Origin of the sequence: Polynucleobacter sp. MWH-HuK1 (genome assembly GCF_018881815.1) — a bacterium.
Classification (GTDB): Bacteria; Pseudomonadota; Gammaproteobacteria; order Burkholderiales; family Burkholderiaceae; genus Polynucleobacter.
The window spans coordinates 1950897-1967326 of the sequence record NZ_JACVPP010000001.1 but is presented as its reverse complement, the minus strand read 5'-3'; the positions used below and the strand labels follow the sequence as shown (position 1 = coordinate 1967326).

The 16430-nt window shown below is 39.6% G+C and carries 14 protein-coding genes and 1 pseudogene; 12 read left to right on the top strand and 3 right to left on the bottom strand.

From position 1 onward, the window contains the following. Window positions 1-585 precede the first annotated feature (585 nt). The 8 genes and pseudogenes from ICE93_RS10115 (at window position 586) to ICE93_RS10085 (ending at window position 10413) form a co-directional block, all read left to right on the top strand. A complete protein-coding gene (locus ICE93_RS10115) occupies window positions 586-2997 on the top strand; it encodes a class I SAM-dependent DNA methyltransferase (RefSeq protein ID WP_216187853.1) in 2412 nt (803 codons plus the stop codon). Further along, window positions 2987-3466: a restriction endonuclease subunit S gene (locus ICE93_RS10110; RefSeq protein ID WP_216187851.1), complete on the top strand. Its 480-nt coding sequence runs from the start codon at window positions 2987-2989 to the stop codon at window positions 3464-3466. The genes ICE93_RS10115 and ICE93_RS10110 overlap by 11 nt, the downstream gene beginning before the upstream one ends. After that, window positions 3453-3512 (top strand): annotated as a pseudogene (locus tag ICE93_RS11510) (hypothetical protein); the annotation flags it as partial. The gene ICE93_RS10110 and the pseudogene ICE93_RS11510, both read left to right, overlap by 14 nt. Beyond that, complete coding sequence (locus ICE93_RS10105) at window positions 3513-4178, top strand: hypothetical protein (RefSeq protein ID WP_255554622.1); 666 nt, start codon at window positions 3513-3515, stop codon at window positions 4176-4178. Continuing rightward, on the top strand, window positions 4175-7225 hold the full coding sequence (locus tag ICE93_RS10100) for a type I restriction endonuclease subunit R (RefSeq protein ID WP_216187849.1): 3051 nt from the start codon (window positions 4175-4177) through the stop codon (window positions 7223-7225). The genes ICE93_RS10105 and ICE93_RS10100 overlap by 4 nt, the downstream gene beginning before the upstream one ends. Then, entirely contained in the window at window positions 7225-7941 is a 717-nt protein-coding gene (locus ICE93_RS10095) for a M48 family metallopeptidase (RefSeq protein WP_216187847.1), read from the top strand. Before ICE93_RS10100 ends, ICE93_RS10095 begins: the two co-directional genes overlap by 1 nt. A gap of 41 nt (window positions 7942-7982) precedes the next feature. Further along, window positions 7983-8900, top strand: a complete 918-nt coding sequence (locus ICE93_RS10090) for a GIY-YIG nuclease family protein (protein WP_216187846.1) — start codon at window positions 7983-7985, stop codon at window positions 8898-8900. A 160-nt stretch (window positions 8901-9060) separates the two neighbouring features. After that, entirely contained in the window at window positions 9061-10413 is a 1353-nt protein-coding gene (locus ICE93_RS10085) for a hypothetical protein (RefSeq protein ID WP_216187845.1), read from the top strand. 50 nt (window positions 10414-10463) lie between these two features. Here the strand turns inward: ICE93_RS10085 and ICE93_RS10080 are convergent, their stop codons facing one another. Continuing rightward, window positions 10464-10673, bottom strand: a complete 210-nt coding sequence (locus ICE93_RS10080; protein ID WP_216187844.1) for a hypothetical protein — start codon at window positions 10671-10673, stop codon at window positions 10464-10466. Window positions 10674-10880: 207 nt separating this feature from the next. Between ICE93_RS10080 and ICE93_RS10075 the strand changes: the two genes are divergently transcribed. Beyond that, a complete protein-coding gene (locus ICE93_RS10075) occupies window positions 10881-13139 on the top strand; it encodes a caspase family protein (RefSeq protein WP_216187843.1) in 2259 nt (752 codons plus the stop codon). Here the strand turns inward: ICE93_RS10075 and ICE93_RS10070 are convergent. Both ICE93_RS10070 and ICE93_RS10065 read right to left on the bottom strand, forming a co-directional pair. Next, window positions 13133-13552, bottom strand: a complete 420-nt coding sequence (locus tag ICE93_RS10070; RefSeq protein WP_216187842.1) for a hypothetical protein — start codon at window positions 13550-13552, stop codon at window positions 13133-13135. The genes ICE93_RS10075 and ICE93_RS10070 overlap by 7 nt on opposite strands. Before the next feature lie 3 nt (window positions 13553-13555). Next, the gene (locus ICE93_RS10065; protein WP_216187840.1) at window positions 13556-14683 is read right to left on the bottom strand and encodes a caspase family protein; all 1128 of its coding nucleotides are present in this window, start codon (window positions 14681-14683) and stop codon (window positions 13556-13558) included. A 90-nt stretch (window positions 14684-14773) separates the two neighbouring features. Here ICE93_RS10065 and ICE93_RS10060 point away from each other — a divergent pair, with 90 nt between their 5' ends. The 3 genes from ICE93_RS10060 to ICE93_RS10050 all read left to right on the top strand — a co-directional run bounded on the left by ICE93_RS10060 (window position 14774) and on the right by ICE93_RS10050 (window position 16426). Next, window positions 14774-15361, top strand: coding sequence for an RNA polymerase sigma factor (locus tag ICE93_RS10060; protein ID WP_216187838.1), 588 nt, complete (start codon window positions 14774-14776; stop codon window positions 15359-15361). 13 nt (window positions 15362-15374) lie between these two features. Further along, window positions 15375-15935 (top strand): hypothetical protein, encoded by a 561-nt coding sequence (locus ICE93_RS10055; RefSeq protein ID WP_216187837.1) that lies wholly within the window; start codon window positions 15375-15377, stop codon window positions 15933-15935. 188 nt (window positions 15936-16123) lie between these two features. Continuing rightward, complete coding sequence (locus ICE93_RS10050; protein WP_216187835.1) at window positions 16124-16426, top strand: hypothetical protein; 303 nt, start codon at window positions 16124-16126, stop codon at window positions 16424-16426. Window positions 16427-16430: the final 4 nt, after the last annotated feature.

Below are 16430 nucleotides of genomic sequence, written 5' to 3'. Positions count from 1 at the left end.
AAGAAAGAAGCCCTTGAGGTCTAGTAGTACAGACCTCAATGATTTCAAGAGGTTAGTGGTGAGTTGAGCGGTTTAAATTCACTACACACCGCTTACACACCGGAGCAAAAACCGAGGTGTGTAGTAAATAGCGGTTTTATGTGGTTTTGAAGTTGTAGTTTATAAAAGTTTCGGGCCTATAGCTCAGTTGGTTAGAGCAGAGGACTCATAGCGTAAGTTGTGCACCAGATGATGAAAGTCGCTGTGTGAATGGTGTCAAATTCGGTGAAAGCTAAGTCGTAAGATATGCCAACGCCGAGCCAAGCTTCAGTATGAAAGTGCTGTTGAAGGTGTAGAGACTAGACGGCACCCACCTAAGTGCGTAAAGCATATGGTGAAGGCATAGTCCAGGGAGTAATGAAAATTACACAAACCGGAATCCTTTGGTCCCAGGTTCAAGTCCTGGTGGGCCCACCAGAAATGAAAATACCAACCTTCGGGTTGGTATTTTTTTGAGCGTTACTTTAAGTAACGCTTATAGTGCCTAAATGCTAATAAAACTTTTAAACTATCTAATGTCGCAAAATTAATAAAAAAGATATAAAAATGGCACTCAAAAAATCAGAACTTTACTCATCCTTATGGGAATCTTGCAACGAGTTGCGCGGAGGGATGGACGCTAGTCAATACAAAGATTACGTGCTTGTCATGCTATTTATTAAGTATGTCAGCGATAAGTATGCTGGTAAATCATACGCCCCAATTACGATACCGTTTGGTGCAAGTTTTTCCGATATGGTTGAGCTTAAAGGAAAAAGCGATATTGGCGACCAAATTAATAAGAAAATTTTAGCCCCTCTATCGGAGGCTAACAATTTATCTGATATGCCGGATTTTAATGACCCTACAAAATTGGGGGATGGAAAAGAAAAGGTAGATCGACTTACTAATTTGATTGCAATTTTCGAAAATCCAGCATTAGATTTTTCGCAAAATCGGGCAGATGGCGATGATCTTCTGGGTGATGCATATGAATACTTGATGAGGCACTTCGCTACGGAAAGCGGTAAGAGTAAGGGACAGTTTTATACGCCAGCAGAAGTGAGTCGAGTTATGGCGCAAGTGTTAGATATCCGAAATGCGAAAACTTCAAGCGAAACGACTGTTTATGATCCAGCGTGTGGATCAGGCTCTCTTTTGCTAAAAGTAGGCGATGAAGCCCAAAATAGTGGGGGAGTGAAAGTCACGCTCTATGGTCAGGAAAAAGATAATACTACTGCTGGACTTTCGCGGATGAATATGATTTTGCATGACTATCCAACTGCTGAAATTAAGCAAGGTAACACTTTAGCTAATCCTTTGTTTTTGGATGGAGCGGAGTTAAAAACTTTTGATTATGTTGTTGCAAATCCACCATTTAGTGATAAACGTTGGAGCACAGGTTTCGTTCCAGAATCTGATCAATTTGGGAGATTTGATGGTTACGGTATTCCACCTAGCAAGCAAGGTGATTTTGCATATCTACTACATATTCTGCGCTCTATTAAATCAAATGGAAAAGGAGCTTGCATTCTGCCGCACGGGGTTCTATTTAGGGGTAATGCAGAGGCTGTCATTAGAAAAAATCTTATTCAACGGGGTCTTATAGAAGGCATTATTGGGTTGCCAGCTAATTTGTTTTATGGAACTGGAATACCCGCTTGCATCATTCTATTGAATAAAGCGGGAGCAAGTTCCCGCAAGGCAATTTTCATGATTAATGCATCTGAAGGATTTCGAAAGGATGGTCCAAAAAATCGCTTACGGGATCAAGATATTCATCGAATTGTTGATACTTATCATCGCATGGAAGATGTTTATGCTTATGCGCGAATGGTCCCCATATCAGAGATTAGTGATTCCAAAAATGACTTTAATTTAAATTTACCTCGTTATATCGAAAGTGGAAACCTTGAGGATATACAAAATGTAAGCGGCCATCTCTATGGCGGCATACCGGATGAAGATATTAGAGCCTTAAATCAATACTGGAATATTTTTCCAAATTTGCGTAATAGTCTATTTGAAGAGGTGAGACCTGGTTTCAGTAAATTACGTGTTCCAGTTGCGGAAATTAAGCCAACAATTTTTAATCATCCTGAATTTGTCAATTTCCATGACAAGATTATCGAATCTTTTGAACGGTGGAAAAATGAGAGCTGGGGGTTATTGGAGAATTTCGATAGAGGCTCAAATCCCAAGAAGTTAATCGAAGGACTTTCCGAAACATTATTGGATAGCTTTAAAAATATAAGTCTGTTTGATTGTTACTTTGTTTTCCAAAGCCTGATGGACTATTGGTCAAGCGAAATGCAGGATGATATTTATTTAATTGCTGCGGATGGATGGATTGCAAATACAAAACGAATAATTGAAGTTGATAAAAAAGGCAAGCAAAAGGATAAGGGCTGGTCTTGTGATTTAGTGCCCAAAGACCTAGTTATTAATCATTATTTTAAAAAAGAAAAAGAATTACTTGATGGTGCAATAGCTAAGTTAGAAGCCGTCGTAGATAGTATTAATGAATTAGAAGAAGAGTATGGTGATGAAGATGGCTATTTTGGATCATTTGAAAAAATATCAAAATCTGAAGTTGGTAATCGACTAAAAGAGATTGCTGGAGAAGATGATTCGGAGGAGGAGGTTAGTGTACTCAAACAATGGCTAGATCTTTTTGAAGAGGAATCGAAATGGAAAAAAAAGGTTAGGGAGTGTGATGTAGAACTTGATCTACTTTCTTATAAAAAATATGAAGAGCTCTCAGAATTAGATATAAAAAATTTAGTGATAAATGACAAGTGGATGTCTCATTTATTATCTGAAGTGCTTATAGAGTTAGATGGTTCATCTCAAAAGTTAACTAGTAGACTGCGTGATCTGTCAGAAAGATATGCGCAGCCTTTGCCTAATATTATTGTCGAGATCGAAAAGATATCGGAAAAAGTTAAGCAGCATTTGAATCGGATGAATGGTTGCTGATATGACTGCTGAATATAAAGAGGCGGATGTGGGGTCTATTCCAAACAATTGGACTGTCAGTAACCTTGAGGAGGTTTGTGAGCGCATCAAAGTAGGCCTTGCAACTTCTGTTACAAAATATTATAGAAAGAGTGGAGTTCCAATTATTAGGAATTTAAATATAAAAGATGGATTTTTTAATTCTGATGATCTTATATATTTAGATGAAACATTTGCGAAGGCAAATTCAGGAAAAGCCGCTAAAGCATTTGATGTTCTCACCGTCCATACCGGATCAAATTTAGGGCAAACATGTGTTTTGCCGGAGAAGTTTGATTGTTGTCAGACTTTTACTACGTTAATTACAACCCCAAATAAAAAAATTATTGACCCCGAGTATCTATGTTTGCATATGAGCTCAAAGCAAGGCCGAGACCAAATGGATAGGCTTAAGGCAGGGGGGGGGGAAGGGGAATCTGAATACTGGTGAGTTAAAAAAATACCGGATTCAATACCCATCCATAAATGAACAAAGGTTGATTTCATCATGCATAAAAGATGTTGATACATTAATTTTTGAGATTAATAAAGTCATATCAAAAAAACGCGACATTAAAAAAGCAATTACCTATCAGCTTCTTAAAGGTGACTTTCGTTTACCTGGATATACTAAAAAGTGGAATGCAAAGCCACTGAGTGAGCTCTTAGTTTATGAGCAACCAACCAGATATTTGGTTAAAAGCAAGGAGTACAGTAATGTGAATCAAGTTCCAGTTCTGACTGCTGGGAAGACTTTTATACTCGGATACACTAGTGAAGTGAATGGAATTTACGATAATTTTCCAGTTATTCTTTTTGATGACTTTACAACAGCTACTCAGTACGTAAATTTCCCATTCAAAGTTAAATCTTCAGCAATGAAGCTACTTAAGGGAAAAAATTCATCAGTAAATTTGAGATTTATTTATGAAGTTATGCAGTTAATTGAATTTGGTCTAACCGAGCATAAACGTTATTGGATATCTGAGTTTCAGCACATTCAAGTTCTTATCCCGGATGAGAATGAGCAGGCCGATATTATGGAAATAATTTTGGATATTGAAAGTGAAATATCCGCATATGAAGCTCAACTATCGAAAATAGTCATGCTTAGGCAGGGAATGTTGCAGGGCCTATTAAAAGGAAGGACGAGGTTGATATGAGTGCCATCGGACTTCCTGAGCGTGTTACGCAAAATCGTGTGATTGGACTATTTTGTGATGAATTAGGGTATAACTACCTTGGTGATAAGAGTGATCTTTACAACAGCAATATCGATGACGATATGCTTGCCGGCTATTTAACATCCGTTGGTTATTCGTCTATCCAAATAAGCCGCGCCTTACACCAACTCAAGTCTGAAGCCAATAATCCAAACCGTAGTCTATTTGATAACAATAAGTCTGTTTATAGTTTATTGCGCTACGGCGTAGATGTAAAAGTAGAGGTCGGCACCGTCTCGGATACAGTTAAGTTAATCGATTGGGCGAATCCAGAAAAAAATAACTTTGCAATTGCTGAAGAAGTTACATTGCGAGGTAATTTAGAGAGACGTCCAGACTTAGTGCTGTATGTAAATGGAATTGCATTGGGTGTTATTGAGCTAAAAAATAGTCGCACATCAATTGGCGATGGTATTCGACAATTGCTATCTAACCAACAAAAAGAATTTAACTCTTGGTTTTTTTCTACCGCTCAAATTGTATTTGCGGGTAACGATTCTGAAGGTTTGCGGTATGGTGCTATAGGCACAGAAGAAAAATTTTTTCTATCTTGGAAGGAGGATGAGTTAGATAACACTCGATTTAAGTTAGATAAGTATCTTCTTAAGATGTGCCGCAAAGATCGTTTTCTTGAACTTATTCATGATTTTGTGTTGTTCGAGAGTGGTATCAAAAAGCTTCCAAGACCTCATCAATATTTTGGAATCAAGGCTGCCCAGTCTAATATCAATGCATATAAAGGGGGTGTTATTTGGCACACTCAAGGCAGCGGTAAAAGTATTGTTATGGTTCTGCTGGCAAAGTGGGTGCTGGAGAACAAACCAAATGCTCGCATTTTAATTCTTACGGATCGCGATGAGTTAGATAAGCAGATTGAAGGGGTTTTTAAGGATTCTGGCGAAGAAATTTATCGTACTAGTAGCGGTCAAGATTTGATAAGTCAGCTGGGGCAAACTAGGCCTCGCCTCATTTGTTCGCTGGTACATAAATTTGGCAAGCAGGGCGTTGAGAATTTTGATGCATTTATAGAAGAGTTGAAAAATCAACCAAGTCCAGCCGTTGGGGAACTTTTTGTTTTTGTAGATGAGTGCCACCGAACTCAAAGTGGCAAGCTCAATAGAATCATGAAAGCTATGTTACCCGGAGCGGTATTCATTGGCTTTACTGGTACCCCTCTTTTGAAAGAGGATAAAGCCACTAGTCTTGAGGTATTCGGGAACTATATTCATACCTACAAATTTAATGAGGGCGTAGAAGATGGCGTAGTGCTTGACCTTGTATATGAAGCAAGGGATATAGAACAATCGCTTGGCTCTCAAGATAAAGTCGACGCATGGTTTGAGGCTAAAACAAAGGCATTAAATACCTGGCAAAAGGCTGCATTGCGTGAACAGTGGGGCACTATGCAAAAAGTGCTTAGTTCTCGCTCACGAATGGAGCGAGTTGTAGAAGATATTGTTTTCGATTTTGGAGTAAAGCCGCGCTTATCCAGTCAAAAGGGTAATGCTATATTGGTCGCAGCAAGCATATATGAGGCTTGCAAATATTATGAGTTATTCCAGAAAACAGTATTTAAGGGTCGATGCGCTGTAGTTACTTCTTATAACCCTCAGGCGCGAGATGTGACTCTAGAGGAGACGGGAGCTAATACCGAGACAGAGAAGCAATTTGTCTATAACACCTATCTTGATTTGTTGAAAGATATAGAGCCGAGCCCGAATAAATCAAAGACTGAAACTTATGAGGATGATGTAAAGAAGCGATTTAAAGATCAGCCTGCACATATGCGGTTGTTAATTGTGGTGGATAAGTTATTAACCGGATTTGACGCGCCACATTGCACATATCTATACATCGATAAATCCATGCAAGATCATGGTTTATTTCAAGCGATCTGTCGGACTAATCGTTTGGATGGCGAGGATAAGCCATTTGGTTATATTGTGGACTACAAGGATCTTTTCACTAAGGTACAAGGTGCAATTTCGGTTTATACCAAAGAGCTTGATCATGGCGATGCCGGTAGTGGAGATCCAGATATCTTATTAAAAGATAGGTTAAAGCAAGGCAGGGATAGGCTTGAGAAATCATTGGAAGCTCTTGCATTGCTATGCGAACCTGTGAAGCCGCCTAAGGGTGAGTTGGAGCATATTCATTATTTCTGCGGAAATACAGAAAATGATGATGACCTAAAGGTAACTGAGCCACAAAGAGTGGCACTATATAAATTAGTGGTAGCTTTAGTTCGAGCATATGCCAATATTGCTGACGATATGCAGCGGGCTGGATTTTCTGCTGTTGAAATAGAAAGAATTAAAAAAGATACAGATCGTTATTTAAAGCTCAGAGAAATTATCAGGCAGGCAAGTGGAGAGACAATCGATCTCAAAGCCTATGAGGCAGATATGCGTCATCTAATTGATACGTATATTGAAGCATCTGAGCCAAGGGAAATATCTGATTTTGGTGATATCGGTCTTCTCGATTTAATTGTTAAAAGCGGTATTGCTGATGCAATCAATAGTTTGCCGAAGGGGATAAAGAATAATCCACAAGCTATTTCGGAGACTATAGCTAATAATGTGCGCAGTAAAATTATTAAAGAGCATCTTAATGACCCTGCTTTCTATGACAGAATGTCGACGCTTTTGGTGGAGATACTTGATGATTTGAGATCTCAACAGATTGATTATGAGGAGTTCCTGAAGCGTATTGCAGATGTTGCCAAAAGAGTTCAACAAGGCAAGGCGGAGGATGTGCCCCTTGCTCTAAATACCCCAGGAAAACGTGCGCTATTTAACAATTTGAATAATGATGAGTCTTTGGCATTAAAGGTTGATGAAGCTGTGCGGCGTGTTAAGCCAGACTCGTTTAGGGGTAATTTAGCCAAAGAGCGGGTTATTAAGTCCGAGCTTTTTTCGATGCTTAAAAGCGAATCTGAGGTCGAGCGAATTTTTCAAATTATTGTTCATCAGCCTGAGTATTAATGAAATCGCAATTTGAAATTGACGGTATATTAATTGAGGTGATTCGTAAGTCAATTAAAAATATTCACCTAAGTGTTCATCCTCCCTATGGTCGTGTAACTATTTCAGCCCCAGTGCATCTAAAGCTGGATACAATTCGAGTTTTTGCAATTGCAAAGCTCTCTTGGATACGAGATCAACAAAAGAAGATATTAGGTCAAGAGAGGGAGGCACCGAGAGAATTTCTAAATAGGGAAAGTCATTTTGTTTGGGGTGAGCGATATCTAATGAAGATTATCGAAGTAGATAAATCCCCATCACTTGAAATAAAAAATAAGCAAATAGTATTTCGTGTGCGACCGGAATGGGGTCAGGCAGACAAACAAGCATTTCTCGATAGCTGGTATCGTGCGCTTATTAAAGAATCTGCGGTAGATTTATTACCGAAGTGGGAAAAGAAACTAGGCGTTGAGGTTGGCAAGCTCTTTGTGCAAAGAATGAAGACAAAGTGGGGTAGTTGTAACTCAAAGACAGCTTCAATTCGACTTAATTCTGATTTAGCCAAAAAGCCCAAGGAATGTCTTGAATATATTATTGTTCATGAGATGGCTCACATATTAGTGCCCACCCATAACAAGAAATTCATTGGGATAATGGATCAAAATATGCCTAAATGGAGATCTCACCAGCAGTTATTGAATAGTTTGCCAGTAAAACATGAGAATTGGGAGTATTGAGTATCGCTTAAAGTATTGCCTGTAATTTTTAAAGGTTAAAAATGAGACCATTTACATTAGAAGTATTCGTTCCCTCTGGCGACCCTGATGGTGTACTAGTGGCGTCTATGAATAACTGGCTTGGAAAAGCTACGATATTTCCTCGTGGATTGATTGGTGAAGTAAAGGGTAGAAAAGAATTCCAGCAGCCCGGCGTTTATATGCTAATTGGCAGCGGAAGAATTTATATTGGTGAAGGTGATCCAGTGGGTCCTCGTCTTGAGTCTCACGTTCGCCAAAAAGACTTTTGGAAAAAAGCGATTTTCTTTAATTCTGAGGCAGGCCGTTTGAATAAGGCACATGTTCAACATTTGGAATCTCGCTTAATTCAGATAGCTAAAGAAGCAGGTAAAGCAGCTTTGGAAAATGGCAATATGCCAATCGCTCCCGCCTTGTCTGAGTCTGAATATGCGTTCGCCGAAAACTTTCTCAATGATATTCTTTTGATTCTTCCGTTACTAGGATTCCACCAGTTAGCATTAGGTGATGAGGATGATGTTGTTGCCCAGGAGGATGATCAGTCTGACGTATCTGATAGCTCAGAGGGTAAAAAAGCGGCGTTGTATTCATCCTTGCCAAAAGGCATGCAGTTCAAGATGGATTACCGAAATTTGGACTCCACCTTAGAAATAGTCGATGGTGGTGTTATGGTTAAAAAAGGTAGCCAGGTAATGGAGCCTGTATTCCCAACATTTGAGCAGCAAAGCCCTGCTTACGCTGGTCAACGGCGCCAATTAGTTGAATCGGGAATTATTAAAACCCTCGATCAAAAGGCCTTCTTTGCGGAAGATCAATTCTTTTCATCGGGATCTGCTGCGGCTGCAGTGGTGCGCGGTAGAACTTCAAATGCAAATAGATGGGTTTCTCAGGATGGGGTAAGTCTTGGAGATTTAATTAGGAAAGCCCGCGGTAGAGCATGAATTTATTCTGAGCGTTACTTAAAGTAACGCTCGCCCACAAACTCCCCATACTCTTCCATAAATATCCATGAGTTAGTCACTTATTCTTTTGGCTAAATTGACCTTGGTAATTCATCCAATCAGGTTGCTCTAGCTGGGGCTCAGAAGCTACAGTATGTGTATGGCAATTAAAAAAGAAAGTACACATCAACTCATACACCGTAACCTAACCCTGTACCAACGTGAACATAGTGCTGTATGGCAATGTCGCTATAAGGTGGATAACAAGTGGATTAGGGCTACAACTAAAGAAACTCAACTTGACCTAGCAATTAATAAAGCTAAAGAGCTATTAGTAGAAGCGGAGATTCGTAAACGCTCTGGTATTCCAGTGGTTACCAAACGATTTAAAGATATTGCCATGTTGGCAATAGATCGGATGGAGCGGGATTTACGTGGTGGCTTAGGTAAGGTTATCTACAACGACTACATCCGTATTATTAAAGAGCGCTTTATTCCAAGCTTGGGGCAAAGGCTTATTACTAATATTGATTACGACGCACTACAGCAGTACTACGATGACCGAGAAGCTACATACGGTACCGCTTTATCAAATAGCAATCGTAAAACCCAAAATGCCGCATTTAACAGGGTCTTTGATGAAGCCATTGTTAGAGGTTACTTAACAGAGAGTAATCGTCCTAAATTAGATGGCAAAACTAAAGAGAGTGTTCGCCGCCCAGCATTTGAACTGCACGAGATTCGTGCACTACTTAAGAACTTAGGTCCTTATATTCAATCAGCTAGAACTAAGGATGCTCGTGAACGTAGAGAGATCCTACGAGACTATGTAGAAATGCTGATTGATACTGGCGCAAGGCCAGGTATTGAATTATTGGATATGAAATGGAAACAAATTCGTTTCATGATGAACCCTATTAGTACAGTGACAGACCAAATAGACGAAGAGGGTGAAGTTATTGAAGTACACAGTCTTAACCGTAGCTGCGAAATGACAGTTAAAGGTAAAACTGGGCAAAGACAGATTATTGGACGCTTACCTAGTATTAGAGTGCTAGAGCGTATTGCTATGCGTAACTATGGCGTGAAGAGCTCTATTAAAGATCCATTAGCTGAGCTGATTAAGCCTACAAATGACGATTACATCTTTAGAACTAAAGAGGGTAGAGACTTAAGTGATGTCCTGAATCATATGTTCGATACCTTCTTAGCAGACCATGGTTTATTAATAGATCCTAAGACTAATCAAAAGCGAGTGTTTTATAGCCTCAGGCATACCTACGCTACCTTATCGCTCACTCATGACCAAGTGCCGATTCATACGCTGGCTAAGCAGATGGGTACTAGCGTACTCATGATTGAAAAGCACTATAGCCACTTACAAGTTATACAAGCTATTGAGCAGTTACGCGGAACTAATACCCGCAAGCTTATTGAATCTGGTAGCAAGGTAAGCGATGATTATCAGAGCAAGCGAAACTTAAAAAAAAGTTCGAATGAAGTACAGATTTAGTAAGCGTTACTTAAAGTAACGCTCAAAACATCCTCACTAAGAATAGTTTATTACCAGCCCTTAACCGAAGGAGCTTGAGGCACCTGTCTTGGGGTATTAATTGTGGTATTAGGTTGAGGTTGAATTGGAGCGGTGACAGTACCTTCATAGCGCCCGGCCGGACTGTAAAAATTTGTTTGCCCATTATCAGTCTGAAATGATTGGGTATTTTGTCCTTGCGAGTTATAAATATTAGTTACGCCACTTGGCGACGTTTGCATGTAGCCTTTATATTCACCATTGGGCCCATATATAGCTTGAGCAAAAGATAGGCTGCAAGTTAAGCTTAGGCTCAATAAGAGCGCTAGTTTCATATTTGTGGGCATCATTTCATTCAAAAGTACGTATTTAGAAGCATTAAAGAATACTTCTTTAATTTAGCACTTTTGAGACCATTGAGGTGGTTATCAGAATAAAATTAACAAGGTATGACTAAGATAGTTTCTCTTATTCTCTGTGCTTTATGCGCCATTGCCAATGCGGCTTCTTTACCAGAGGCTGTAGATCTTTTCCAGTCCAAACAATACGACAAGGCTCTGCCAATCTTTCAGGAATACGCCAATAAAGGGATCCTAAAGGCTCAAAGTTATTTGGCAAGAATGTATGTGAATGGACTTGGAACTAAGCAAAATTATGATGAAGCATTATTTTGGGCCTCTAAGGCTGCAGCTAAAAATGATTCCGTAAGTCAGGGGGTATTGGGGTACTTGTACCTCAATGGGTATGGTGGCCTAGTTAAAGATAATGTTAAGGCAATGACTTATTACCGCAAAGCTGCCGATCAGGATAGCCCCATCGCGATAGATCGTTATTCACAAATAGTTTTGCAGCGACATACAAAAAAGGGGCTTGATGAGATTGAGGCTGCATTAATAAGAGATAAATCCATGTCTAGCTCATTGGTTCTCATGAAGCTGTATGGGAATGGAAAGTACAAGCCATCTAATTTACAAAAGTCCATTCCTTTTGCTTTGGAGTCCATTAGACGTGGAGCCTCATCCCCCATTTGGTACATCATTGATAACTCTAAGTTCTTGCAGCTTACGGATGTATTGAATGCAGCTTGGTTAAAAGCTTTATATGACCTTAAGAATCCAGAGCTTGTAGATTTTCCAAACTACCAGAGCGATTTAAAGGCTGCGATTGAGTCCTTAAAGCCTGAAGAGATTCAGGAAGTTGAAAGGATCAAATTACCTGAGTTAATTTCAAAAACAGAAAAGTTTCTTAAAGAGCGTCAGAAAAAATATGGATCGATTGAGGCTGTAGATTTCGTTGATGAGGGCTGGGTACAGTTTGTTGGTGAGCGTGGTGTAGTTAATGAACCCTTGGCGCAGTTACTTATGGAGGAAGGTCTAAAAAAGGCTATTGCCATGAGGAATCAGGACTTAATTAATCATGCTCGTAATAATTTAGGGGTTTTATTTGGAGCTGCAGTTAACTCTAATGTTCGCAATAAGAGATTAGCCCAGGTACATATTATTGATGGCGCTGATAGTGAATATGGTCCCGACAATCTTATTTGGTATGCATACGAAGGCAAGATCGACTTGCCCGAAGATCAGTTCAAGGCACTACTTAAAAGATATAAGGATTTAGATAAAAAAGATCATATCTTGGAAGCATTAGGACCGTTGCCACCAAACTTAAAAAACAAGCCTTTTCAGATTATTCAATATTTAACTAAAAAATATGAAGAAAGCCCGAATGATCAAATAGCTGAGCAAATTGCAGATATGTATGAGGATAACTACACAGATTCTGCTCATCTGATGGAAGCGAAGAAGTGGTATGAGATTCGAGAAAAATTACAGGGTGAAGATGCTGATTCAAGATTGCATCGAATGAATAAAATTCTTGCTGGTAATTATGTCAAGGACATGCCAGATATGCGTAACTCAATTGATGAGTTATTTGAGCTTAGAACATCTTCACCACCCAACCTCATTGCTTTGACTCCTTCAACTATTAAAGAAGATAAAGTATCCACGGGTAGTCGCAAGCCCGCACTTTATGCATTGGTTATTGGGAACTCTCAATATCAATCTGGACGATTGGGTAATGCGCTCAATGATGCAAGTCTCATGGCTACAAAATTAAGGAGCTTTGGATTTAATGTCACATATGCTCCCGATTTAAATAGAAAATCATTTATGAGTGCCTTAATGAATTTTTCTGAGAAGGCCAGGGATGCAGATGTAACTGTTTTCTATTATTCTGGCCACGGCATGCAGCTTGGGGGCGTTAATTACCTTTTACCTACGGATATGGACTTTAGAAGCAAAGAAGATATTGTTGCAATAGATGGGGTTAGTCTCAATGACATCATTCGTAGAAACCTTCCCGGAAAGAGCAAAATTATTTTCTTAGATGCTTGCAGAACAAAGCCATTTAAATCTTCAGCAGCCACATTTGCCAATCATGGTTTGGCGCCGATGAACGTCCCAAGAGGCACCTTGATATCCTTTGCAACAAAGGATGGTGGTGTAGCATTTGACGGACCTGAGGGCAAAAATAGCCCATATACAGGGGCCTTAGCAACTCTAATTGGCGAAAAGGAAGATATTGCCATTCTTTTGCGTAATGTTCGAGACGATGTACTAAAGGCTACGCAAGGTAAGCAAGAGCCTTGGGAGTATGGCTCCTTGAGCGGAGGAAAATTAGTGCTCTCTAATATTTCTAGTCAATAAATGCGTGAGCGCTCATCCTGTGGGTCTTCTTCAGGAAGTGGATCGTAAATGGCAAATACACATCCAGCTATTGTGGTGACGGACTGTAAGACTGATGGCCACTCTCTGAGCATAAAGTTAAAAACAGCTAAGGCACCAGCAACTGCAATCCAAACGAAAGCCGCAGCATACCCAACAAATTTTTTATTTTTTGGAGCAAATGCCATTGCAACATAGACGGCGCAAAATCCAGCAATTCCTGGATTGAGAAAAAATTCAAAAAAATTCTCAGACCATCCCCCGGGATTAGATAGAAAAAGTAATATTTTTGCTGCTAATTTTCCAAGAATGTTAACCAGAAGAATGGTAAGAAGACTTGCAAATGGTAGAAGAATCCACCTTAGCCATTTAGGTAATTTATAAATTAAATTCATGACTTACTTACTGAAATAAAAATCACCAACAAGACTACTGTTGTACCAAGGAATTTGTCTGCCTCCAGTATCATCCGAAACCTTTTGTGAAGTCTCTTTTAGGATGTCTTCAATTTTTTTATTGGGTACTTTGGCTTTAGATAAGAGGGCTGCTGTGTATGGACTATTTCTACCATTTCCATCGCTAGCAACCTGTCCAGGTGCAGCAGAAAAGGCAATAATAGCTCCACTTGGCGCCGCCATTTGAGTTAAACCATCTGCAGCTGACCTATATTGTGAGAAGACTGGATTATTTCTGCATGCATCAAGAATAAAGATTGAAGTTTTTTGATTTGTTTTAGACATTTTATTTAGGATATTGCTGATGTCATAGCCTTGTCTAGGAATGTCTTGCTCATTCTTAAGTTGAGCATCTACGGGTATAAGATAATTTGAGCCTTTAAACTCAATACCATGGCCAGAGTAATAGATTAGCCCTACATCATAAGCTGGTAAGTTATCTTCAAAGTTTTTGATTGAAGATCTTAGTTGAAAAATATCCGCATTTTTTACTTCCATGACTTTGAAGCCTGCGCTTTTTAAAAATGCTGTCATGTCATCCGCATCATTAACAGGATTTTTAAGAGGTCTGGATGCGTAGCTTGAGTTTCCAATTACTAATGCAATTCTTTTTTGTGCAGTATCGGTATTGGCCATCATTGGCTGACTTGGATTCGTCTGGCCCACTGCTAACCCCATTTCTTGGAGCTCGGCCTCATAAAATTCTGGAAAAGTGCTTGGAATTTTTACCCACCCTTGAGCCAGACTTTCACAGTTACTAATAATGGGTTTGCGATCAAGGTACAGAATCTGACGTTCTGCTGGGAATTGAGGAAGCTCAATTTTTGCGTTTTGTGTAGCTTCATTCTTAATGTTTCTAAGGGTGCCCCTTTTAAATGTATCGGGGGACTGTTTGTACTGATCTACTTCACTCTGAATCTTTTTGCAAACTTCACCTCGAATTGTCGAGCTTATGAGTAGTTGTTCACTTTGCTCTTTTGTTGGCTTGATAGCATTCCAATAAAAGGCACCAACTGCAATTCCTACTACTACGGCAGTTGAAAGGAGGATGATTGGGCCTTTCTCAGACATTCAAATTCCATTGATAAGATATTATTAGTAAGAATAACTGTAATTAATTTTATATTCCAACCCTGACTTTTTACAGCCCGAGTCGTCTTTATGTTGAGTCAATTAGAAAAAGAAGCAATTTTTCATAAATTTGTGAATGGCAGCGCTATTGAAAAGATTGATGCTATCCAAAGAATTTATGAGGAATTTCAACCGGTTATGTATAAAAAATTGCGTTATCAGCATCAAGATCTCTCTGTGGGTGAGGCTCAAGATATTGTGCAAGACGCATTTCTTAAACTGGCGTCTACCACTTCACGGCCTAAATCGGCTGAGTCTTTAGTCTCTTGGGTGATGACTATTACTGAAAATACGGCAATAGATCTCTTTAAGAGGGCGTATAAGAAATATGAAATTCCATTGCCAGAGGAGGCAGATTTTTCTGACGATGACCCTCCTATATCGCCCAGTAATTCTTTGGCTGCTGAATTTGATGTCCAGGATTGCGTATCAAAGGGATTGATTGTTTTTTCTAAAAAATTTCCACAGAATGCAGCTGCTATCTCGATGTCTCTCGACAATATGGCAATCGTTGAGATTGCTGAAGTTATTTCTAGGACTGAGGCTGCAACTAAGCAATATATATATGAGAGCAAAAAGAAGTTGGCTCCATATATTGAACATTGCTTAGAGAAATAAAGAGGGCTTCCGCATGACTACAAATAATCAAAATCCTCAAGACAATTTATTTTCAAAAGAGCAAGAAGAGATAATTAAGCGCTCAATTGAGAAGTTTGAGAAAAATCTCGGAATCACTAAAGAGACCCCAGAGTACCTTAAGCAGTCATTTGGGCGAAAATTAGCAGCTTTATCTCAGCCCAAAAAATCATTCGCAGTTAGGTGGAAAGGATTCGCGGCGTCAATGGTGGCGGCGTTTTCAGTGGGTATTTTAATTAGCCGCTTTATTATGATGCCGGCAACGGTCACAACTAGGGGGGTGGGAGATGAAAATGTTATGAGCCAGACCTCGTCCGCTCAAGAAAACATTTATTTGCAAGTTCCAAATCCAAAAGAGTTTGTTTTCGAAGTTATCTCGGCAGCATTAGATGCAGATATGGAAGTTGAGGCTACACAAGCGGGCGGTAAATATGGACTCTATATCAAGCGATTCAAAGCAAACGCTAAGGATCAGGAGAAGGTTAAGTCGCTGTTGGGCTTAAAGCCAGAGGCTGTGGGAACAGTTAATGCCACCATTGGACGGAGTAAAAAGTAGTTTTTTAGGAGTTAACCCCCTATAAAAGGCCCTTTTAGGGCCTTTTCTCATTTCTGGGCCCTATTTTCATATTTTTTTGATTGGGGCCCCTGACTTTCCCCAAATCCACTCGTCTTGTAGTTAAGAGCGAAGAAATTGGCGAGAAACAAAAGCAAATCCCTTCGTTTGTTCATTAACCCGGAGGATTTATGAAAACCAAACATGCAGAAGTAAGAGCGCAGCAAAGAGGCATTAATTATGGAGTGGAGCGGTTATTACAGACTTATGGCGAAGTTCGACCAGCCCCACACGGTTGCGTAATGAGATTTTTTAGCAAGAAGTCTATTAAAGAAATGGAAGCGGAGTTCGGTCATTTCTTCATCGCAAAAAATCATGAGAACTTGAGAAGTTACTTAATTGAGTCCCGTGAAGATCGCGCGATCGTGACTGTTGGAAAGCTTTATCAAAACCAACGCCTGACTAAATCAAAAGTTAATCGTCTTTATCACTAAGGAG